The sequence below is a fragment of the Streptomyces sp. WAC 04229 genome, assembly GCF_003947455.1.
In the GTDB taxonomy this organism is placed as follows: domain Bacteria; phylum Actinomycetota; class Actinomycetes; order Streptomycetales; family Streptomycetaceae; genus Streptomyces.
On record NZ_QHJH01000119.1, the window covers coordinates 1 to 21,214 of the forward strand.

Below are 21,214 nucleotides of genomic sequence, written 5' to 3' on the forward strand. Positions count from 1 at the left end.
TGGGCGGGCGCGGCGGGCGTGTTGTGGCTGTGGTGGCGCAACACGCCCGCCATCTCGGACCAGACCGGCATGATCCTCAACGCGGGCCGGATCACCGGCCTGCTCGCCGGGTACCTGATGGCGCTGGGGGCGCGCCACATGGACCCCGGCCCCGCCCCGCGACGCCTCGCAGATGCCGAGTCCGGTCCCCGACGCATCCACGGGGACCGCGCCGACCCCGTCGGCCTCCTCACCGTCGGCGTCCGCGCCGCCGTCCGCCCCGGACACCGTGCCCACGCCCTCGGAGCCCGGCGGCCCGGCTGTGGAAACGGAACGATGATCTACCACGTGGTACCGCTCGCCGAGTGGAACGCCGAACCCGGCCGGGCCTACGCCCCCGCCTCCCTCGCCGAGGACGGGTTCGTGCACTGCTCGCCCGACGAGGCGACCACGCTCGCCGTCGTCAACGCCTACTACCGCGCCGCGCCCCGTCCACTGCTCGCGGTGCTCCTCGACGAGGACCGGCTCACCGCGAGGTGCGTGTGGGAGGCGGCGGCGCCCGCACCGCCGCCCGGGGTCGCCGAGGGCACCCTCTTCCCGCACGTCTTCGGCCCGCTCGACCGGGACGCCGTCCGGCGCGTGAGCGAGGTGCGCTGGGACGGCGCGGGCCGGGCCACGGGACTGTCCTGACGGAGCAGGCCCGTCCTCACTCCTGCGGCTGGGCCGGTCCGCCGAGCATCGCCGACGCGGTCTGGACCGGCGTGGCGGCGGGCGCCGGGGCGGGCTCGGCGCCGGGAGCCGGGTGGCAGGTGAAGCCGAGGCGCGTCATGGCCCGGGTGACCTCGGCCGCCGAGAAATCGCGGCTGTCCTGCCGGGTGACGACCACGCCCACCTGCTTGACCGGATAGCGGCGGCGGCCGATGGTCACGGACTCACCCGTGACGGGCTGGGGCGTGACGCCCTTCATCGAGTCCAGCACCCCTTGCTTGGTGAGGTCGAACGGGTACCGGGCGATGACACAGCGCATGATGCCTCCAACAAGGGGGGACGGAGCGGATGGGCTTGCGGTTCGTCTAGGCCGCCGAACCACCGGCGGACTGGCGCCGCGGCCTGCGCCGCGGGGCTTCGCCCGTGGAGCGGTTCTGACCGCCGCGGCCCTGACCGGTGCGGGTCTGCGGGACCGAGGCCGCCTGGCCGGAGCGGGACTGGCCGGAGCGGCCGCGCCGGCCGCGGGACGAGGAGCCGCCGCCGGACGCGGCGCGCCGCGGGCGCTCCACGACCGGTGCGGTGATGACGACGGGGACGCCGGAGGGAGCCTGCGCACCGGTGATGCGGGAGAGCTCCGCCTCGCCCGAGCGGACCGGGGTGACCTGCGGAGTGATGCCGGCCGAGGCCATCAGCCGCGTCATCTCGCGCCGCTGGTCGGGGGTGACCAGGGTGACGACGCTGCCCGACTCGCCGGCGCGGGCCGTACGGCCGCCGCGGTGCAGGTAGTCCTTGTGGTCGCCGGGCGGGTCCACGTTGACGACCAGGTCGAGGTTGTCGACGTGGATGCCGCGGGCCGCCACGTTGGTCGCCACCAGCGCCGTCACCTGCCCGTCCTTGAACTGGGCGAGGGTGCGGGTGCGCTGCGGCTGGGACTTGCCGCCGTGCAGTCCGGCCGCCCGCACGCCGCTCTTCAGCAGGTGCTTGACCAGCCGGTCCACCCGGTGCTTGGTGTCCAGGAACATGATGACGCGGCCGTCGCGCGCCGCGATCTCGACGGTCGTGGCCTGCTTGTCCGCCTCGTGCACGTGCAGCACGTGGTGCTCCATCGTGGTGACGGCGCCGGCCGACGGGTCGACGGAGTGGACCACCGGGTCCGACAGGTAGCGGCGGACCAGCCGGTCGACGTTGCGGTCCAGGGTGGCGGAGAACAGCATCCGCTGCCCGTCCGGCCGCACCTGGTCGAGGAGGGCGGTGACCTGCGGCATGAAGCCCATGTCGGTCATCTGGTCGGCCTCGTCGAGCACGGTGATGCCGACGTCGCCGAGGTGGCAGTCGCCCCGGTCGATCAGGTCCTTGAGCCGTCCCGGCGTCGCCACGACGACCTCGGCGCCGCCCCGCAGCGCACTGGCCTGGCGGCCGATCGACATGCCGCCGACCACGGTGGCCGACCGCAGGCCCACGGCGCGGGCGTACGGGGCGAGCGCGTCGGTGACCTGCTGGGCCAGCTCACGGGTGGGGACGAGGACCAGGGCGCGCGGCCTGCGCGGCTCGGCGCGAAGGCCGGCCGTGCGGGCCAGCAGGGCGAGGCCGAAGGCGAGGGTCTTGCCCGAGCCGGTGCGGCCCCGGCCGAGTACGTCGCGCCCGGCCAGCGAGTTCGGCAGGGTCGCCGCCTGGATCGGGAACGGCACGCTCACGCCCTCGCCGCTCAGCGCGGCCAGCATGCGCTCCGGCAGGTCGAGCTCGGTGAACGCGTCGACGGCGGGCAGCGCCGGAGTGATCGTCTTCGGGGGCGCGAACTCGCCCTGGGGAGCGGCGGCCGGACGGCGGCCGGGGTTCTGGGAGCGGCCGCCCGTCCGGGAGGAGCGGCGGGGGCCGCCGCCGGAGCGGCTGCGGTCATTGGTGCGTGTGCGTGCGCGGTCCATACGGAACCTTCCTCGATACGGCACGTATCAAGGGAGTCCCGCAGCGGTGGTACGGCGCGGGGAATCGCAAGAACGAGCCGGGTCCGGTCACTGTCGGCGCATCGGGGCGCGGGACCGGAGAATGGAGAAGAAAACGAGAAGAAAAAGAAAGAAACGCGAGCGGGGGCCCGCACCCCAAGGTGCGGGCCCCTACTACGAGGTGTGTGAGCGCTTCGTGAGCCTCAGCCGATCTGGATGTTCTCGGCGGTCGGGCCCTTCTGGCCCTGCGCGATGTCGAAGGTCACCTTCTGGCCCTCGAGCAGCTCACGGAAGCCCTGCGCGTTGATGTTCGAGTAGTGGGCGAAGACGTCGGGGCCGCCGCCGTCCTGCTCGATGAAGCCGAAGCCCTTTTCCGAGTTGAACCACTTCACGGTGCCGGATGCCATTTGTTTCTCCTTCGGTACGGTGCTCGGCGTTCACCCTGTGTGAGCGCCGGTCGCCGTGATGATCACCCCGTCGGAAAAACCTTCAGGCAACCACAACTGCAACTTCCATCGACAGTAGCACGCCGTGACCGTGTGGACGCTCGTGATAATCCCGTCGCACTTGTGATCCCGGCGGCGTCCGGGCGCGGCCCGGGCCCGGGCCGCGCCCGGACGCCGCCGGGACACGCGCCGGCACGGTCAGTTTTCGAGAAGCATCGCCGACCCCGCCGCCCATACCGTCGTGGACATGAACTCCATCGACTCCATCACCCTGGAAGTGGCCGACACCGAGGCCGCCGGCCGCTTCTACTCCGACGCCTTCGGACTGGACCCGAAGCAGGTCCGCGTCGGCGCCTCCGAGTCCCCGACGACCGGCTTCCGCGGCTTCACCCTGTCCCTCGTGGTCTCCCAGCCGGGCAACGTCGACGCGCTCCTCGCCGCCGCCGTGGACGCCGGCGCCACCGTCGTCAAGCCCGCGGCGAAGTCCCTGTGGGGCTACGGCGGAGTCGTCCGGGCGCCGGACGGCACGATCTGGCAGCTCGCCACCTCGAAGAAGAAGGACACCGGTCCGGTCACGCGCGAGTTCGACGAGATCGTGCTCCTGCTCGGCGTCGAGGACGTGAAGGCCACCAAGCAGTTCTACGTCGAGCGCGGGCTCGCCGTCGGCAAGAGCTTCGGGAGCAAGTACGTCGAGTTCGCCACCGAACCGGGCACGGTCAAGCTCTCCCTCTACAAGCGGCGCGGCCTGGCCAAGGTCGCGGGCGTCGACGCCGACGGCAGCGGATCCCACCGCCTCGTCATCGGCGCGGAGACCGCGCCGTTCGAGGACCCCGACGGCTTCGCCTGGCAACCCGCGCAGTAATACATTCGTCTTCTTGTGCTGACGGGTTGGTAACCCTCCCGTCGCTGAAAGGTCGTTATCTGCGCAAATCAGTAAAAAGACGCAAACAGAATAAAGATTGAGATACATGCCATCACGGATACCTTCGCGAATACGTTGGCGTCAGCCGCGCGCAAGACTCTGGGCCGTGGCGGGTGTGGCGGCTCTCGCGTTCCTCGTCGCGCTGGAGATCACCGCACGCCGCTACGGCCTCCCGGGGCCGATCACCAACCAGGCGAAGGAGGTGGTGTTCGCCCCCGTCTCGGGACCGCTGCTCTACGCCGGCCTGGCGCTGACGATGGTGGTCCTGACGTGGCGTCAGCGTCTCGTGGCGGCCGCCTGCGCGGTCGGTGTCGACCTCGTCTTCGCGCTGGTGCGCTGGGCGGCGGGCGCCACGGTGTCCGGGAGCCACTCCTTCGGCAACGGCGCGCTGTGGGTGGTCCTGGGCTGCGGCGTCCTCGCGGTCACGCGCCGCACCGGCCGGGAGAGGGTCCTGCTGCTGAAGGGTGTCGGGCTCGGTCTGCTGCTGGTGGCCGGCCGCAAGACCGGTGACACCTGGCTGCTGATCACCGCGAAGACCCACCCGAAGGTGCTGGACCCGTACGTTGCGGTAGCCGATCACGCGCTGGGCAGCCCCTCGTGGCTGGTGGGCCGGGCGGTCAGGGCCGCGGGCCCGGTCGGCGAGCACGTCCTCGACTGGGTCTACGTCCAGCTCGCGGTGGCCGCGGTGGTCGTGGCGCTCTACCAACTGCGCCATGTCGCCGCCGAGCGCCGCTTCCCGCGCCATCACCTGGTGCGCACCTTCCTGGTGATCGGCCTGCTCGGGCCGGGCATCTACATGATCTTCCCCGTGGTCGGACCGATCTTCACCTACGGCACCGGGGCCTTCGGCACCGGCGGCGAGCAGTGGGCCGTCGCCACCCTGTGGCCGGACACGCCGCCGCCGATCAGCGCGCCCGCCGCGTTCACGTACGACGGGATCACCCCGCGCAACTGCATGCCCAGCCTGCACACGGCGTGGGCCACCGTGATCTTCCTGCACTCGCGCAGGGGACCGAGGATTCTGCGCTTTGCAGGAACGTTCTGGCTCGTCGCCACGCTCTGCGCGACGCTGGGGTTCGGCTATCACTACGGCATCGACCTCGTCGCCGGTGTGGTCTTCGCCGTCACGGTCGAGGCGGGCCTGCGCGCATTCGACCGCGGCTGGGACCGGGCGGGAATCCAACTGGTCGCCCACGGCGCGCTCGTCTTCGCCGCGATCCTCGCGTCGACCCGCTGTCTGTCCCTGGACATGGCCCGCCACCCGCTGATCTTCGGTCCCCTCCTCCTGCTCGCGATGGCGTCGGTGATCCACGGCTACGTGCGGACCACGAGGGGATGGCAGCCGACGGGCGCGGCGGCGCCGGCCACACAGCCGGAGCCCCGGCTGGAGGCTGCCTGACCGGCGGTCGGTCAGTCGCGGTAGGCGTGGGTCTGGGCGGCCTTGACCGTGGCCCAGACGGCGGCGCCGGGGTGCAGGTCGAGTTCGGCCGCGGCGACCGTGGTCAGGTCGGCGGCGAGGGGGAGTTCGCCGGTGAGGTCGGCGCGGATCTGGTCGCCGTGGGTCTCCAGTCCGGCGACCTCGCAGCGCCACAGGTTGCGGGCGCTGGAGCCGGTGGGGCGGTCCCGGTGCAGGGTGACCGCGCCGGGCGGGAACGCCACGAACACCGGCCCGGTCAGCCGCTCGTTGGTGGTGATCGCCGTCCCGTCGTCCAGCCGTACCGCGTGCCCTTCGGCGCGCCCCCGGTAGAGGTTGAGGCCGACCAGGTGGGCGATGTAGTCGGTGCGCGGGTGGCGGGCGATGTGCGAGGGGGTGCCCTCCTGGACGACCCGGCCGTCCTCCACGACGACGAGGTGGTCGGCGAGGACCATGGCGTCCAGCGGGTCGTGGGTGACGAGCACGGCCACCGCCTCGAAGTCGGCCAGGTGACGCCGGAGCTGGGCGCGGACGTCGAGGCGCGTGCGGGCGTCGAGGGCGGCGAGCGGCTCGTCCAGGAGCAGCAGCCGGGGGTGGGTGGCCAGGGCGCGGGCGAGCGCGACCCGCTGGGCCTGGCCGCCGGAGAGCCGGCGCGGCTTGGCGCCCTCGTGCCCGGCCAGGCCCATGCGCTCGAGCCAGACCGCGGCCTGCGCCCGTGCCTCGGCCTTGCCGGCGCCGTGGCAGCGCGGTCCGAAGGCCACGTTGTCCAGCGCGGTGAGGTGGGGAAAGAGCAGGTAGTCCTGGAAGACCACGCCGACGGGCCGGGACTCCGGCGGCGTACGGTCCAACTCGTCGCCGTCGAGGCGGAGGTGGCCGTCGGACAGCGGGACGAGGCCGGCCAGCGCGCGCAGGGCGGTGGTCTTGCCCGCGCCGTTGGGCCCGAGCAGGGCGACCACGTCGCCGGGTGCGGCCGTGAGCGTCACGTCGAGACGGAAGCCCCCGCGGTCGACGACGAGCCGCGCGTCCAGCCCGTCGGCGAGGGGCGCGGTCGGCTGCTCGGTCCCGGTCATGAGGCGGTCATCCAGCGGTCGCGCAGTCCGGCGAGTACGGCGATGGACACGGCCAGCAGCACCAGGCTGAGGGCGATGGCCGCCTCCGGATCGCTCTGCAGGGCGAGGTAGACGGCCAGCGGCATGGTCTGGGTGCGGCCCGGGAAGTTCCCGGCGAAGGTGATCGTCGCCCCGAACTCGCCGAGTGCCCGGGCCCAGGCCAGCACCGCGCCCGCGGCGATGCCGGGCGCGATCAGCGGCAGGGTGACCCGGCGGAAGGCGGTGAAGCGGGAGGCGCCCAGGGTGGTGGCCGCCTCCTCGTAGCGCGGGTCGGCGGCGCGCAGGGTGCCCTCGACGCTGATGACGAGGAAGGGCATCGCCACGAACGCCTCGGCGAGGATGACGCCGGTGGTGGTGAACGGCAGGGTGATCCCGAACCAGGAGTCCAGCCACTGCCCCACGACCCCGTTGCGGCCCAGCGCCGTCAGCAGCGCTACGCCGCCCACGACCGGCGGCAGCACCAGCGGCAGCGTCACCAGGGCCCGTACGAGACCGCGCCCGGGGAACTCGACCCGTGCGAGGAGCCAGGCCAGCGGCACGCCGATCACCATGCTCACCACGGTCGCCGCCGTGGCGCAGATCAGCGACAGCCGCAGCGCCTGCCACACCTCGGTACTGGTCAGCAGCTCCGGCATGCTCGCCCAGGGGGCGCGGATCAGCAGGGCGATCAGCGGCAGCACCAGGAAGGCGAGGCCGATCAGCGCGGGCACGAGCAGGGGCAGGGGAGCCCCGCCCTTCACCCGCGCACTCCTGGGCGGTGCGGTCACGGTGCGGTGAACCCGGCCTCGGTCAGCACCTTCCGGCCCTCGGCGGACCGCACCAGCTCGATGAACGCCTGGCCCACCTCGGCGTTGGGCGCGTCCTTGAGGAGGGTGATCGGATAGTCGTTGACGGCGTCGGCCGCTTCGGGGAACTCCACGCCCTCCACCTTGTCACCGGCGGCCTGCACATCGGTCTTGTAGACCAGGGCGGCGTCGGCCTCCTTGAGCACGACCTTGTTCAGCGCCGACTTCACGTCCTCCTCGTAGGAGACGGGCGTCAGCTTCAGCCCGCTCGCGTCCAGCGCCTTCTGGGCGGCGGCCCCGCACGGCACCGACTTGTCGCACAGGACGACCTTCGGGCCGGACCCGGTCAGGTCCTTCAGGGAGGCGATCTCGTCGGGGTTGCCCGGCAGGGTGGCGATCTCCAGCCGGTTGCGGACGAAGGTGGCCGGCGTCCCGGAGGCGGCGTCGGCGTCCGTGACGACCTTCATGGTCTTGGGGCTGGCGGAGGCGAACACGTCGGCGGGGGCGCCGCTGGTGATGCCCGCGGCGAGCGAGTCGCTGCCACCGAAGTTGAAGACGACCTTGGTGCCGGGGTGCTGCTTCTCGAACTCCTCGCCCAGCCGGCTGAAGCTCTCGGTGAGCGAGGCCGCGGCGAAGACGTTGACCGTCCCGGAGAGCTTGTCCGCACCGCCGGACTTCTCACCCGAGCCCGAGCCCGAGCCGGAGTCGGAGTCGGAGGAGCAGGCACTCAGCGCCAGCAGCGCGGCGGCGGTCGCCCCCACCACCTGCACGGTGCGACGGGTCCGGCGCGCGGAACGGGTCATCACGGGTCCACTCCCTCGGGTGCTGAGCCTGCTGGGCCGGCTGCGCTTACGCCGATGATAGTGCCGCAGATGCCACCCGGAAGTCTCCTGTCCCTTCGCATGAGCAGGCGCAAAACATCGCTGGCATGGCATGTGCGTTTGTACGGGAGGCCCGGCCGGGTGCCGTCACATCAGCGGCATCGACGCGATCCGGGTGGACGGGGGGCACCCCGGGACGGTCACCGGGCGCTGAGCGCTCACGGCGCCGCTCAGCCCCGGTCGATGTGCACGTTCGTCGACTTCACCCGGGCGGTGGCCTCCATCCCGACCTCCAGGCCCAGTTCCTCCACGGCCTCCCGGGTCAGCAGCGACACCAGCCGGTGCGGGCCGGCCTGGATCTCGACCTGTGCCGCCACGTCACCGAGTTTGATCGCGGTGACGATGCCGGGGAAGGCGTTGCGGACCGAGGTGCAGGACGCGTCCTCCTCGCCGCTGCCGCTCTGGGCCAGCTCCACGGAGAAGGCGGCGAGGTCCTTGCCGTCGATGAGCCGCTTGCCGCCCTCGTCGCGGTGGGTCGTCACCCGCCCCGCGTCCGCCCACCGCCGCGCGGTGTCCGGACTGACGCCGAGCAGCCGGGCCGCCTGGCCGATCGTGTATGCCTGCATGGGCGCCAAGATAGGCGACCCGCGGCGGCGTGCTGCGCGGAGCCCGCGGCGCGCGCACCATGGGACCGGGGCCGCTCTAGGCGGCCCGCGTTCCGGGAGGAGGCCCGCGTGCCGGAGCTGCCCGACGTCGAGGGATTCCGCGGGGTCCTCGCGTCCTGCGCGACGGGCCGGACCGTCCAGCGCGTCGAGGTGCGCGACACCGGGGTCCTGCACGGAGTGAGCGCCCGGGGGCTGCGCGAGGCGCTGGAGGGCCGGCGCTTCACGCGGGCGGAACGGCACGGCAAGTGGCTGCTCGCCCGCACCGGCGGCCCCACCGTGCTGCTGCACTTCGGCATGACGGGCCTGCTGCTCTGCCGCCGCCCCGACGATCCCGTCCACCCGCACGACCGGGTCCTTTTCACGGTGTCCCGCGACCGCCAGCTCCGCTACCGCGACCAGCGCAAACTCCGGGGCCTGTGGCTGGCCCACGACGAGTCCGACGTCGCCCGGCTCCTGGACCACCAGGGCCCGGACGCGCTGACGGTCGACCGGGAGCACTTCGATGCCGCGCTCGGCGCACGGCGCGGCAGCGTCAAGACGGCGCTGACCGACCAGTCCGTCGTCGCCGGCCTCGGCAACCTGCTCGCCGACGAGATCCTGTGGCGCGCCCACCTGCACCCCACCCGTTCGGCGGGCGACCTCACCGAGTCCGACCGCCGCCGCCTCCACACGCAGATGCGGCGCACCCTGCGCTCAGCCGTCCCCGCGGGCCGCGTCCCACCACGTGCCTCCTGGCTCACCGGCCACCGCGACACGCCGGACCCCACCTGCCCCCGCTGCGGCACCCACCTGCGCCGCTCCCGCGTGGGCGGCCGCGGCACGGTGTGGTGTCCGCGCTGCCAGCGGTAGCGTCGCCGCTCCGTGCGGCCTGCCGCCCCGAACCAGCCACTCAGAGTCGAACCCCTTCCAACAAAGTCGGACGCTCCCTACCCTCGTCGCCCAGCAGTTGCACCAAGGGAACGGTCCCAGACGCATGACGAGGGAGATACCGCTGATGCCTCATTCCCCCGGGCGCGGAGCCCGGTTCGTCGGCTCGCCCGTGCGCACTGCTCTCGCAACGCTCGGCGCGGGGCTGCTGTGCGCCACGGCACTCGCCCCACCGGCACTCGCGGCGGACACGACGACGACGGTCCGCTCCACGGCCACGTCGTCGGCCGACGACGACGATCACCTCGCGCCGACGCCCCCGATGGGGTTCAACAACTGGAACGCCACCCACTGCCGGGCGGAGTTCGACGAGGAGATGGTCAAGGGCATGGCCGACCTCTTCGTGGAGAAGGGGCTCAAGGACGTCGGATACGAGTACATCAACCTCGACGACTGCTGGGCCCTGCCCGAACGGAGCGCCGACGGCAAGCTCGTGCCGGACCCGGCGCGGTTCCCCAACGGCATCAAGGCCGTCGCCGACTACGTCCACTCGAAGGGCCTGAAGTTCGGCATCTACACCAGCGCCGGCACCAAGACCTGCAGCGACATCGGCTTCCCCGGCGCACTGGGCCACGAGTACAGCGACGCCCGGCAGTTCGCCGACTGGGGTGTCGACTACCTCAAGTACGACAACTGCAACAACCAGGGCATCGACGCGAAGAAGCGCTACACGACGATGCGCGACGCCCTGAAGGCCACGGGGCGCCCGATCCTCTACAGCATCTGCGAGTGGGGTGAGAACAAACCCTGGGAGTGGGCCAGGGGCATCGGACAGACCTGGCGGACGACCGGAGACATCAAGGACAACTGGGCCTCGATGCTGTCCATCATGAAGAAGAACCTGCCGCTGGACGAGTACGCGGGTCCGGGCGGCTGGAACGACCCGGACATGCTGGAGGTCGGCAACGGCGGGATGACCGACACGGAGTACCGCACGCACTTCTCGATGTGGTCGGTCATGGCCGCGCCCCTGCTCATCGGCGCCGACCTGCGCTCGGCTCCCCAGTCGGCCTTCGACATCCTCTCCAACGAGGAGGTCATCGCCGTCGACCAGGACGAGCTGGGCAAGCAGGGCCGGGTGATCAGCTCCGAGGACGGCCGCTGGGTCGTGGCCAGGGAACTGGCCGACGGCAGCAGGGCGGTGGCCCTCTTCAACGAGAGCGACCACCCGCAGCGCGTCTCCACCACGGCACGGGACACCGGTCTGCCGCACGCGGCCGGGTACCGGGTACGGGACCTGTGGAAGCACCAGGACACCCACACGGCCGGCGGGATTTCCGCGACCGTTCCCGCGCACGGCACCGTGCTGGTGCGGGTCGGCCCCGACCGCGCGTGGGCCGGACTGCCGCCGGCGGTGGACTCGGGCGTCGACGGCAGAGCGTTCGCCGAAGCGGGCGACGGAGTGCGGTTCACCTCGGTCACCGAGAATCTCGGACGCCTTCCGGTGCGCTCGGTGTCCACCCGGGTCACCGGTCCCGAGGGATGGCGGGTCGAGGCCGAGTCGCGCCCGGCCACCCGGCTGCTGCAGGGCGGCGCCGCGCTGCGGACGACGTGGCGGGCGTCGGTCCCGGCGGGTACCGGCCCCGGTGCCTACGACCTGACGCTCGCCACGGAGTACCGCACGCCGGCCGGGCGGCAGGTCCGCGCCGTTTCGCCGGTCCGGGTGAGGGTCGCCGTCGCTCCGCAGGACGGGACCACGTATCTCAGTGACCTCCCGCCGCTGGCCACGGTCAACGGCTGGGGGCCGGTCGAGAAGGACCGGAGCAACGGTGAGAAAGCGGCCGGAGACGGCAACGCGCTCACCATCGGCGGCCGGACCTGGGCCAAGGGCCTCGGCGTGCACGCCCACAGCCGCGTCGAGTACTACGCGGCGGGCCGCTGCGAACGAGTCACCGCCCTGGTCGGGGCCGACGACGAGATGGGCGAACGCGGCACCGTCGCCTTCGAGATCCGCGCCGACGACGAGCGGAAGGCGGCCACCGGAGTCCTCACCCAGGCCCAGGACGCCCAGGAGATCACCGCCGACGTGCGCGGTGCCGAGACGGTCACGCTGATCGTGACCGACGGCGGCGACGGCAGCGACTCCGACCACGCCGACTGGGCCGATCTGAAGATCACCTGCTGAACCCACCCGGTGGCCGTGCCCTGAAGGGAGGGCCCGGCCACCGGCCGACACGTCCGCCACGGAGAGCGGCCGACGCTGCCGCTAGGATCCGGCCCATGGCCCTGACCATGAACGACGTGGAACGGTTCGAGGCGTCCAGGCCCCGCCTGGAAGCCATCGCCTACCGCCTCCTCGGCTCCGCGAGCGAGGCCGAGGACGCCGTGCAGGAGACGTACCTGCGCTGGCAGGCCGCCGACGTCGGCCGTGTCGAGGTTCCGGAGGCCTGGCTGACCAAGGTGCTCACCAACCTCTGCCTCAACCAGCTCACCTCGGCCCGCGCCCGGCGGGAGACCTACGTCGGCCAGTGGCTGCCCGAGCCGCTGCTCGCCGGGGACCCGATGCTCGGCCCGGCCGACACGGCCGAACAGCGCGAGTCGGTCTCCTTCGCCGTACTCGCCCTGCTGGAACGGCTGTCCCCGGGCGAGCGCGCGGTGTACGTCCTGCGCGAGGCGTTCGGCTACCCGCACCGGGAGATCGCCGGGATCCTCGACCTCACCGAGGCCGCCAGCCAGCAGATCCTCCACCGCGCCAAGAAGCACGTCGCCGAGGGCAAGGCCCGTACCGAGATCGACGAGGCCGCCGCCCGGCGGGTCGTCGAGGAGTTCCTCGCCGCGGCCACCAGCGGCCGTACCGAACCGCTCGTCCGGCTGCTCACCCAGGACGCCGTGTCGATCGGCGACGGCGGCGGGAAGGTCCCGGCCCGGGCCAAGGCGTTCGAGGGCGCCCGCGCGGTGGCGACGTTCATGCGGGGCCTGTTCAAGCCCGGCAAGGCCAAGCGGGCCCTGGCCGGCGGCACCGTCGGGATCTACGCCGACACCGCGAACGGCGACCCCGCCGTGGTGGCGGTCGTGGACGGCCGGGTCATCGGCGTCATGTGCCTGGAGGTCACCCCCGAGGGCATCGCCGGGTTCCGCAACCAGGTCAACCCCGACAAGCTCGAACGCGCCACCCGGCACTGGGCCTCCACCGACCACGGAGAACCCCTGTTCAACGCCTTCTGACCACCACCCCTGCGCATGTGACGCGCATCACACCCTGCTCCTGTCAGGAAACGGCGGGCCGCCCGGTTCAAGGGGCGAACCCGCCGACGGGCTCCGGACCCCGGAGACCGTCGTACACCGGAGGCTTCGGCCACCGGAGACAGGAGCAGGGAAATGCAGCACCGCATCGTCGTCCTGGGCGCCGGATACACCGGTGCCATCGCCGCCGGGCGCCTCGCGAAGCGACTGCGCCGCGAGGATGTCGCCATCACCCTCGTCAACGCCGAGCCCGACTTCGTCGAACGGGTCCGGATGCACCAGCTCGCCGTCGGCCAGGAGCTCAGGCCCCGGTCGCTCGGCGAGATGTTCGCGGACACCGGTGTCGAAGTGCGGCTCGCCAGGGTCACCGGCGTGGACGCGGACCGCAAGACCGTCGCCGTCACCGACCCGGGCCACCCGGGCGAGGACCGGGAGTTGGAGTACGACACCCTGGTCTACGCCCTCGGCAGCGCCTGGAACCACCAGGGCGTGCCCGGCACCGTCGAGCACGCCCACGAGATCGCCGGCCGCCCGGGAGCGCTCCGGCTGCGCGAGCGGCTGGCCGGGCTGGACGCCGGAGAGTCCGTGGTCGTGGTCGGCGGCGGCCTGACCGGCCTGGAGGCCGCCACCGAGATCGCCGAAGCCCGCCCGGACCTCCACGTGTCCCTCGCGGCGCGCGGCGGGCTCGGTGACTGGCTCTCGCCCAAGGGCCGCCGCCACCTGCGCAAGGTCTTCGGCACCCTCGGCATCACGGCGTACGAGAACGCCGCGGTCACCGAGGTCGCGGCGGACCACGTCACCACCGCCGACGGCGCCGCCATCCCGGCCGCGGTCACCCTGTGGACCGCGGGCTTCGCCGTCCACCCCATCGCGCGGGCCACCACCCTGAACGTGACCGACACGGGCCGGATCGTGGTCGACGGGACCATGCGCTCGGTCTCCCACCCGGACGTGTACGCCATCGGCGACGCGGCCATGGCGGCGGGCCCCGGCGACAAGCCGCTGCGGATGTCGTGCGCCTCGGGCGCCCCCACCGCCTGGCAGGCCGCCGACTCCATCGCGGCCCGCCTGACCGGCGGCAAGCTCCCGAACGCACCGCTGCGCTACTTCAACCAGTGCATCTCGCTGGGCCGCCGGGAGGGCCTGATCCAGTACGTCACCGCCGACGACCGCGCCGTACGGGCCGCCCTGACCGGACGCTTCGCCGCCCTCTACAAGGAGCTGGTCTGCAAGGCCGCCGCCTGGGGCGTCGCCAACCCGACCCTCGGCGTACCGGCCCGGCGCCGTGCCGTCACGCGCGCGGAGGTTCGTCCCGCGGCGGTGTGACGGCGCGCAGGAACGCGTCGGCGAACGTCTCGCAGACGTCCTCGACGGGCGGGACGGAGTAGTGGGGCAGCCGGTCCGTGGTCGGCCGCATCAGGAAGTGGATCATGAGCGGGCTGGTCATCTGCTGTATGAGCAGCAGCAGCGGCAGGTCACGGATGCGCCCCGCCTCGATCTCGACGGTGAGCCACCGGCCGACACTGGCGAACATCCGCGGGATGAACTGCTCGGTGATCGGCCGTACGGAGTCGTCGTGCGGCCGGGCCAGCACTTCGGCGTAGACGGCGGGCAGGAGCCGCGGCTCACGGCTCAGCGCGGCGGCCATGAGGGAGTACACGGTCCGCACGGTGCTGCGCAGATCCGCGGACGGGGCCGCCAGCACGGCCTCGACGTCGAGGATCGGGCTGTAGCGCTCGAAGACGGCCAGCAGCATCTCGTCCCGGCCGCCGAACGCGGCGTACAGGCTGTGCACCGAGCACTGGGCCTGCGCGGCGACGCGTTCGAAGGAGAGCGCGGACAGCCCCCGCTCGCCGATGAGGGCGGCGCCGGCCTCCAGGGCCCGCTCCCGCACCGGCCGCTGCCCGCCGGGGTCGACACCGGCGGCGCGGACCGCCTCGTCCAGGGCGTGCCGGTTGCCGCCCAGCCGGCGCAGCAGGGTGCTGCGCGAGATGCCCGCCTCCTGGGCGATGGCCTGCATCGAGACATCACCGACCGCCACATCACGCGCCCGGGCGGCGCGGAGTGCGGCCTGTACGAGTTCCTCGCGCACGGGGTCGGAGGCGGTGAACTCGATGTTTGACATAGCAATCAACCTAACATGTATCGTTGTTTCAACAGTCGAGGAATTAATCTCGGTCGACTCAGTAGTCCCTTCTGACGAGGATCCCGCCCATGACTCAGCAAGCCGGCACCACCGGTCCTACCACCGGTCCTACCACCGGTCCGAGCAGCGGCCCGACCGCCGGTCGGGGTCGCAAGCTCGCCGCCATCGTGGTGGGACTGGCCGCCGTGGTCGTCGTGATGCTGTGCGCGTTCGCCCTCCCCTCGATCAACAGCGGCCCGCACAACCTGCCCGTCGGCGTCACCGGCCCGGAGAAGGCCACGACAGCGGTGAGCGAGTCCCTGAAGGGCGACGCGTGGGACGTCACCGCGTACGAGACCGAGGCCGGCCTCAAGTCGGCGATCGAGAACCGCGACGTCATGGGCGGCATAGTCCTGGCCCCCGGCCGGGTCACCGCCTACACGGCCTCGGCGGGCGGCCCGCAGGGGGCCGCGACACTGACCGGCACGGCGACGGCGCTCGCGGGCAAGCAGCAGGCGGACGTCACCGTCACCGACCTCAAGCCGTTCCCCGAGGACGATCCCAGGGGCGCGGGCTTCGCCGCGGCCACCCTGCCCATGATCTTCGGCGGCATGTTCCCCGCCGTGCTCCTCTCGCGTCTCTTCCCCGGCCACTCCGGACTGCGGCTGCGCGCGGTCGGCGGCGCGGTCTTCGCCCTCGTCGCGGGCTTCGCCGTCACCGCGTTCCTCCAGTACGGAACGGGCTCGCTCGACGGCGACTACCTGATCACCGCCCTCGGCATGTCCCTGGGCATGGCCGCCCTGGTCATGACCCTGCTCGGCCTGGAATCGCTCTTCGGGCTGCCCGGCTTCGGCCTCGGCGCCGCGGTGGTCATGCTGCTCGGCAACCCGCTCTCCGGCCTGGCCAGCGGCCCCCACTGGCTCCCCGACGGCTGGGCCGCCTTCGGCCAGCTCCTCCCACCGGGAGCCGCCGGCAGCCTGCTGCGTGCCAACGCCTTCTTCGACGGCACGTCCGCCGGGGCCCCTGCCCTGGTACTGGCCTGCTGGGCCCTGCTCGGCCTGGCCCTCCTCTTCGCGGGGGACCTGCGGGGGCGCCGGGCCACGCCGGCCGCGGCCCTCTGAGGCCCGCTCGGGCGGGCCGACCGGGATCAACGCACGGGGAACCCGAACGCGTACCCCTGCTCCGCCAGCCAGGGAAGCACGCGGCGCAGGGCCTCGACGGTCTGCGAACGGTCGCCGCCCGCGTCGTGGAAGAGGAGCGTCGGGCCGTTGGCCAGCTCCCGCTGGACGGTCTCGACGATGGCGTCCGTGCCCGGCCGCTCGAAGTCCTTGGTGTCCACGTTCCAGCCCAGCGGGCGCATCCCGTGGGAGGCGGCGAGCTTGCGGCTGTAGGGGGTGAAGGCCCCGCCGGGAGCCCGGTAGTACATCGGCCGCACGCCGCCCGACGCCTCGATGATCATCCGCTCGGCGTCGAGGATCTCCTTCGACTGGTACGCCTCGGACTTCCGGTCCATGGCGGTGTCGTGCGACACCGAGTGGTCGCAGAGCCGGTGCCCGGCCGCGACGATCTTCTTCACGAGGTCCGGGTGGGCCTGTGCCTGCGTCCCCGTGACGCAGAACGTGGCCTTCACCCCGTACTCCTCCAGCAGATCGAGCACTTGAGGCGTCCACGCGGGGTCGGGCCCGTCGTCGATGGTGACGTTCACGCCGCGCGCCCCCGCGTCCGAGGCGTGCGCGATGGCCGCGTCGACCGGCTTCACCGCACCGCCCGGCGCGGGCGACGCGGACGCCTTCGGCGCCGAACCGCCCACGGCGTCGGCCTGCGCGGTCCACACCGAGGCGCCGACGGCGAGCATCGTCACCCCGAGGGCGGCCCCGAGCACCTTGCCGTACCAGCCCCGCCCACCACTGTGCCGCGCCATGCCCGCCCCGCCTTCCCGCAGTTCCCCGGCGAACCCCGGTGACCCGGGTCCACCCGGCATGACGACGAAAGTCGGGCGCGGGATCCGTCCGTTACGGATCACGGACAATCCCGGAGAAGTTCCCGGACAACTCGACTCGCCCGCACCTGAAGCGGATTGGCGGGCCCGGTGATGACATGGGTCACACAGAAAGTGCGGCCTACGAAGGCAACTGTGCCCGTAAGTACCGTTTGTTCATACGTCGGGGATGCTTTTCCGGCATGGGTGCGGGAAACCCCCTGTGGCCTCGATCATGCAGGCCATACCATCGCCGGAGCGTCGCGTCGCGTGAAGATTCCGTGAGTGCGGCGCACCTCGCTTCCTTTCGCCACCCGACCAGGGGTCCATGTGAAGATTCGCCGTGTTCTCGCGACCGCCGTCGCCGCCGCCGTGACCGCCCCGGTCGTCCTCCTGTCGTCGGCGCCCGCCTTCGCCGACGAGAAGCCTGCCGCGCGGACGCAGAAGGCGCAGCCGACGATCGAAGAGCTGAAGCAGGCCGTCGAACGCGCGCAGAAGGAGTACGACGCCGCCGTCATCGCGGTGAACGACGCCGTCAAGTTCTTCGAGGAGGGCTTGGAGGAGGAGACCTACCCGACCAAGGCCGCGCTCATCGAGGCCGAGAAGGCCGCCGAGGCCGCCGCCAAGGCCAAGACCGAGGCCGACCAGGCCGTGGTGGACGCCCAGGCCGAGCTGGACGCCGCCACCACCGACGAGGACAAGGCGGCGGCGCAGACGGCGCTGGACGAGGCCGAGACCGCCGCCACGGAGGCCGCCGAGGCCAAGACCGCCGCCGACACCGCGCACACCGAGGCGCAGACCGCCCACGACGACGAGCGCGTCGACCAGGCCCGCAAGATCGGCCTCCTCCAGAAGGCGCTGAAGGAAGCCAAGAAGAAGCTGAAGGACGCGAAGAAGGCGCTCTCCGACGCCGAGGCCGAGGAGGGCGAGGAGCCGGCCGGCGAGTGCGTCGCCGCGCCCGATCTCACCGCGGTCGTCAGCGGGCTGCCGGACAAGGTCGTCGGCGGCACCACGGAGACCTTCACCCTCCGCGTCACCAACGGCACCGGCAGCACGCTGGACGAGGTGTACCCGTTCGCGTCCGCCCACGGGTTCGACACCAAGGGCTACAAGGAGCTGGACTCCTACCTCGACCTCGAGTGGTCCACCGCCGCCAACCCGCAGTGGCGCGAGGCCGACCTGCTGGGCGGCACCTCCATCGGCTCCCTCAAGGCCGACGCCTCGGTCGACGTCAAGCTGCGGCTGAAGGTCGACGCGGACGTCCTCGCCGGGCAGGGCTCGGTCTACGTCACCGCCGACTACCTCAACGACGACGGCTCCTGCGGTGGTTACCCGGATCTGGACGACTACGGCTTCCAGATCCTGCCCAAGGGCGGCGACAAGGGCGGCGACCCGGGCAAGCCCGAGGACCCGAAGGACACGCCGGCCCCCAACAGCCCCACCGGACAGGGCGGCACCTCCACCACGCCGGTGAACACGTCCAGCACCACCACCGGCTCCCTGGCCCAGACCGGCTCGAACGACGCCCTGCCGAAGATCGCCCTGGCGGGCGGCGCGGCACTCGTCCTCGGCGCCGGCGCGGTGATCATCACCCGCCGCCGCAACAAGAGCACCGGCGCCTGACAGGCGGGCACGGCAAGGCGCGACCGGGCCCGGTCCCCCGAGGGGGGCCGGGCCCGGCCCCTTACGTCCCGCCAATGATGCGCGTGATCGTGACGACGACACAACTTCCGGGAGCTTGCGGGTTCACGGCCGCCCATGCCAACCCGGTCCGGCCTATCGGCCCTCTTCGTCCTCGTCCTCGTACTCTTCCCCGTCCTCGTCCTCGGTCCCGTCCTCGTCCTCGTCCTCGTACTCCTCTCCTTCCACGTCCTCGTCCGCGTCGTACTGGGCATCGTCGTCCCCGTCGTCCCCGTCGTCCCCCTCGTCCCCGTCGTCCTCAAGGCCTTCCTCGTGCGAGCGGACCACTTCGCCGTCGCGGATCTCACCGCGCCAGCCCTCCAGTTCCTCGTCGTCGGAGAGCGTGGCGTACCGCATGAAGTGCTTGAGGTCGAGGCGCAGACGACGCCCTTGGGCGCGCCAGATGTTGCCGGTCTTCTCGAAGAAGCCGGACGGGTAGTACTCGACCACGGCGACGACGCGCGTGAGGTCCGGAGTCAGTTCGTGGAAGCTGACGGCACCGCGGGTGGTGCCCTTGCCCCCTTCGGAGTTCCAGACGATGCGCTCGTCGGGAACCTGTTCCTGGACGGTGGCCTTCCAACTGCGGTTGGAGAAGGCGATCTTGGCCTTCCAGTCGCTCTCGACCTCGTCCGACTGCGAGACGCTCTGGACACCCTTGGTGAAGGAGCTGAACTCCTCGAGCTGCGTCCAGCGGTCGTACACGGTGCGCACCGGCTTGCCGACGTCGATCACCTCGATGATGTTCGTGACCTTGACGCTCCCCGCCTTGCCGCCGCCGAAGACGCCCTTCACGGTGTCGACCACCTTGTCCTTCACGTCTCCCGCCTTCTCGCCGAGGAACGCCTTGACCGGTGACTCCCCTTCGCCGAGTACGCGTTTGCCGACGTCGAGCAAGGTGCTGTTGCCGTCTCCGACGTCCCCGAGGCCCTGCGCGAGGCCGCTGATCTTCTCCCCGGCCTTGTCCGCCATCTGCTGGCCCTTCGCCGAGGCGAACGCGGACAGCTGCTCCTTGAGCTGGTCCATGCCGGAGGTGCCGGCTGGAGTGGACTTCGACTCCGTCTTGGCCATGGCCTACCTCCTACGGCTGCCGCGGCCGGATGTCTTGCCGGCGGCGGCCTTCTTCTTCCCGGCGGACGCATTCTTCGCGGGAGCCTTTTTCGCGGGAGCCTTCTTCGCGGGAGCGGTCCTGGTCGCGGACTTCTTCGCGGGGCTCTTCCTCGCCCGGCTCCGACGGGGCGGCGCCGCCTCCGCGGCCTCCTGCTCGACCTCCTGGTCCTCCCGGCCCTCCTGCGATTCCTCCTCCTCGTCCTCGCCCTCGGGTTGGCCCAGGAGGGCCTCGGTGCGCTCCTGCAACGAGGTGGCCAGCGCGCCCAGGCGGCGGTCGGCGGTCGCGGACAGCGCGATGCGGGCGGAGTCCATCAGCTCGCCGCGGACCTGATCCAGCAACCGCGCGGTCTGCGGGTTCTCGGACGCCTTGCTCAGCGCCCGAGTCATCAACGCTCTGGGACTCCGCAGCCCCTGGCCGGCGAGTGCGGATGCGACGCCGATGGCGAGTTTGCCCTTCTTGGTGCGGCCCAGGGCGTATCCGGTCGCGAGGGCCGCGACGAGAGTGGCTTGCGTTTCGGTTTCCATGTATGGCCTCGAGTGCGGTCAGCGGTGTCAGGCGCGCCCCGGCTCGGCCGGGCGGCCACCCCTTCCTCCCACCCTCCTCTCACCCGCGCGGGCCCGCATCTCCCGAGGGGTCCGGACTGCACCGCGGGCCCCGCCAGGGGGGCCGCATGGTAGCGTCCAGTCGTATACAAGGTGTATGCGAGAGCTGGGGGCTGCCGTGAAGTCCGGTCGGGAGAAGGCGTACGCGTATCTCAAGGACACGGTGCTGACGGATCCCGGGATGCAGGGCGCCTTCCTTTCCGAGCAGGAGCTCGCGGACCGGATCGGCGTCTCCCGCACGCCGATCCGGGAAGCCCTGTTGCAGCTCGCGGCCGAGGACCTGGTCGAGCTGGTGCCCAAGCGGGGTGCCCGCGTGTCCCCCCTGACGGGACGGGAGATCCGCGAGCTCATGGAGCTGCGGGGCATCGTCGAGCGGTACGCCGCCCAGGAGCTGGTCTCGGGCGGGGGAGCGCCGGTGGCGGAGCTGCGGTCCCTGCTGGAACGGCAGCGCGGGCTCACCGGCGCCGACCAGGCCCGGGAGTTCATCGCCGTGGACCACTGCTTCCACGCGGCCCTGGTGTCCGCCGTCGGCAACACCCTCCTCGACCGGCATTACGAGGGCCTGCGCAGCCGCCAGGTCCGTGCGGGGGTCGCCGCCCTCTTCAGCCGGCAGGGGCGCCAGGAAGCGGTGCTCGGGGAACACGAGGCGATCCTGGACGCCTTGGAGGCCGGTGACGCGCAGGCCGCGTGGGCGGCCATCGACCATCATCTGGAGTCGACGCTCAAGGTTCTGCTGGAGGGTTGAGGGGTGGGGGCATGTGCGTGCCCCCGCTTCCCGATTCCCTCGGGGCCCACGACTTCCCCGGCCCCTCGGCTCCCTCG

Annotated in this window: 21 protein-coding genes and 1 pseudogene; 11 read left to right on the forward strand and 11 right to left on the reverse strand. The window is 72.1% G+C overall.

The genetic code is table 11. The features are described 5' to 3' along the window. Both DMH12_RS40540 and DMH12_RS26190 read left to right on the forward strand, forming a co-directional pair. Positions 1 to 165 (forward strand): annotated as a pseudogene (locus DMH12_RS40540) (ferric reductase); the annotation flags it as partial. A 150-nt stretch (positions 166 to 315) separates the two neighbouring features. Continuing rightward, positions 316 to 669 carry a DUF952 domain-containing protein gene (locus DMH12_RS26190; RefSeq protein WP_125493931.1) on the forward strand — a complete coding sequence of 118 codons (354 nt, stop codon included), beginning with the start codon at positions 316 to 318 and terminating at the stop codon, positions 667 to 669. Between the two features lie 16 nt (positions 670 to 685). Here the strand turns inward: DMH12_RS26190 and DMH12_RS26195 are convergent, their stop codons facing one another. From DMH12_RS26195 to DMH12_RS26205, 3 genes are all read right to left on the reverse strand, one after another. Then, positions 686 to 1,006: an SCO5918 family protein gene (locus DMH12_RS26195; protein ID WP_125493912.1), complete on the reverse strand. Its 321-nt coding sequence runs from the start codon at positions 1,004 to 1,006 to the stop codon at positions 686 to 688. A 46-nt stretch (positions 1,007 to 1,052) separates the two neighbouring features. Next, on the reverse strand, positions 1,053 to 2,609 hold the full coding sequence (locus tag DMH12_RS26200; protein WP_125493913.1) for a DEAD/DEAH box helicase: 1,557 nt from the start codon (positions 2,607 to 2,609) through the stop codon (positions 1,053 to 1,055). A 221-nt stretch (positions 2,610 to 2,830) separates the two neighbouring features. Then, the gene (locus DMH12_RS26205; RefSeq protein ID WP_125493914.1) at positions 2,831 to 3,034 is read right to left on the reverse strand and encodes a cold-shock protein; all 204 of its coding nucleotides are present in this window, start codon (positions 3,032 to 3,034) and stop codon (positions 2,831 to 2,833) included. 286 nt (positions 3,035 to 3,320) lie between these two features. On the opposite strand from DMH12_RS26205, the gene DMH12_RS26210 reads away from it, so the two are divergent. Then, positions 3,321 to 3,935, forward strand: coding sequence for a VOC family protein (locus DMH12_RS26210; protein WP_125493915.1), 615 nt, complete (start codon positions 3,321 to 3,323; stop codon positions 3,933 to 3,935). Between the two features lie 106 nt (positions 3,936 to 4,041). Continuing rightward, on the forward strand, positions 4,042 to 5,394 hold the full coding sequence (locus DMH12_RS26215; RefSeq protein WP_185832536.1) for a phosphatase PAP2 family protein: 1,353 nt from the start codon (positions 4,042 to 4,044) through the stop codon (positions 5,392 to 5,394). 11 nt (positions 5,395 to 5,405) lie between these two features. Here the strand turns inward: DMH12_RS26215 and DMH12_RS26220 are convergent, their stop codons facing one another. The 4 genes from DMH12_RS26220 to DMH12_RS26235 form a co-directional block, all read right to left on the reverse strand. Next, positions 5,406 to 6,479: an ABC transporter ATP-binding protein gene (locus DMH12_RS26220; RefSeq protein WP_125493917.1), complete on the reverse strand. Its 1,074-nt coding sequence runs from the start codon at positions 6,477 to 6,479 to the stop codon at positions 5,406 to 5,408. Continuing rightward, complete coding sequence (locus tag DMH12_RS26225; protein ID WP_125493918.1) at positions 6,476 to 7,285, reverse strand: ABC transporter permease; 810 nt, start codon at positions 7,283 to 7,285, stop codon at positions 6,476 to 6,478. Before DMH12_RS26225 ends, DMH12_RS26220 begins: the two co-directional genes overlap by 4 nt. Beyond that, complete coding sequence (gene modA, locus DMH12_RS26230) at positions 7,282 to 8,106, reverse strand: molybdate ABC transporter substrate-binding protein (protein WP_125493919.1); 825 nt, start codon at positions 8,104 to 8,106, stop codon at positions 7,282 to 7,284. The genes DMH12_RS26225 and modA overlap by 4 nt, the downstream gene beginning before the upstream one ends. Positions 8,107 to 8,354: 248 nt before the next feature. Continuing rightward, positions 8,355 to 8,750, reverse strand: coding sequence for a molybdopterin-binding protein (locus DMH12_RS26235; RefSeq protein WP_125493920.1), 396 nt, complete (start codon positions 8,748 to 8,750; stop codon positions 8,355 to 8,357). Between the two features lie 108 nt (positions 8,751 to 8,858). Between DMH12_RS26235 and DMH12_RS26240 the strand changes: the two genes are divergently transcribed. The 4 genes from DMH12_RS26240 (at position 8,859) to DMH12_RS26255 (ending at position 14,225) form a co-directional block, all read left to right on the forward strand. After that, the gene (locus DMH12_RS26240; RefSeq protein WP_125493921.1) at positions 8,859 to 9,638 is read left to right on the forward strand and encodes an Fpg/Nei family DNA glycosylase; all 780 of its coding nucleotides are present in this window, start codon (positions 8,859 to 8,861) and stop codon (positions 9,636 to 9,638) included. A gap of 145 nt (positions 9,639 to 9,783) precedes the next feature. After that, positions 9,784 to 11,841 (forward strand): NPCBM/NEW2 domain-containing protein, encoded by a 2,058-nt coding sequence (locus tag DMH12_RS26245; protein ID WP_125493922.1) that lies wholly within the window; start codon positions 9,784 to 9,786, stop codon positions 11,839 to 11,841. 95 nt (positions 11,842 to 11,936) lie between these two features. Then, positions 11,937 to 12,881, forward strand: a complete 945-nt coding sequence (gene sigJ, locus DMH12_RS26250; RefSeq protein WP_125493923.1) for an RNA polymerase sigma factor SigJ — start codon at positions 11,937 to 11,939, stop codon at positions 12,879 to 12,881. Positions 12,882 to 13,034: 153 nt separating this feature from the next. Then, complete coding sequence (locus DMH12_RS26255) at positions 13,035 to 14,225, forward strand: NAD(P)/FAD-dependent oxidoreductase (RefSeq protein ID WP_125493924.1); 1,191 nt, start codon at positions 13,035 to 13,037, stop codon at positions 14,223 to 14,225. On the opposite strand, the gene DMH12_RS26260 is transcribed toward DMH12_RS26255, so the two are convergent. Then, positions 14,191 to 15,024: a TetR/AcrR family transcriptional regulator gene (locus DMH12_RS26260; RefSeq protein ID WP_125493925.1), complete on the reverse strand. Its 834-nt coding sequence runs from the start codon at positions 15,022 to 15,024 to the stop codon at positions 14,191 to 14,193. The genes DMH12_RS26255 and DMH12_RS26260 overlap by 35 nt on opposite strands. An 89-nt stretch (positions 15,025 to 15,113) precedes the next feature. Between DMH12_RS26260 and DMH12_RS26265 the strand changes: the two genes are divergently transcribed. Then, positions 15,114 to 16,145: a hypothetical protein gene (locus DMH12_RS26265; protein WP_125493926.1), complete on the forward strand. Its 1,032-nt coding sequence runs from the start codon at positions 15,114 to 15,116 to the stop codon at positions 16,143 to 16,145. 26 nt (positions 16,146 to 16,171) lie between these two features. On the opposite strand, the gene DMH12_RS26270 is transcribed toward DMH12_RS26265, so the two are convergent. Beyond that, positions 16,172 to 16,945 carry a polysaccharide deacetylase family protein gene (locus DMH12_RS26270; RefSeq protein WP_125493927.1) on the reverse strand — a complete coding sequence of 258 codons (774 nt, stop codon included), beginning with the start codon at positions 16,943 to 16,945 and terminating at the stop codon, positions 16,172 to 16,174. 387 nt (positions 16,946 to 17,332) lie between these two features. Between DMH12_RS26270 and DMH12_RS26275 the strand changes: the two genes are divergently transcribed. Further along, positions 17,333 to 18,625: an LPXTG cell wall anchor domain-containing protein gene (locus tag DMH12_RS26275; protein WP_125493928.1), complete on the forward strand. Its 1,293-nt coding sequence runs from the start codon at positions 17,333 to 17,335 to the stop codon at positions 18,623 to 18,625. A 153-nt stretch (positions 18,626 to 18,778) separates the two neighbouring features. Here DMH12_RS26275 and DMH12_RS26280 read toward each other — a convergent pair whose 3' ends face one another. After that, the gene (locus DMH12_RS26280) at positions 18,779 to 19,750 is read right to left on the reverse strand and encodes an SRPBCC family protein (RefSeq protein WP_125493929.1); all 972 of its coding nucleotides are present in this window, start codon (positions 19,748 to 19,750) and stop codon (positions 18,779 to 18,781) included. A gap of 3 nt (positions 19,751 to 19,753) precedes the next feature. Next, complete coding sequence (locus DMH12_RS39210; RefSeq protein WP_185832537.1) at positions 19,754 to 20,314, reverse strand: hypothetical protein; 561 nt, start codon at positions 20,312 to 20,314, stop codon at positions 19,754 to 19,756. Between the two features lie 175 nt (positions 20,315 to 20,489). Here DMH12_RS39210 and DMH12_RS26290 point away from each other — a divergent pair, with 175 nt between their 5' ends. Next, positions 20,490 to 21,137, forward strand: a complete 648-nt coding sequence (locus tag DMH12_RS26290) for a GntR family transcriptional regulator (RefSeq protein WP_260474350.1) — start codon at positions 20,490 to 20,492, stop codon at positions 21,135 to 21,137. The last annotated feature ends 77 nt before the right edge of the window (positions 21,138 to 21,214 follow it).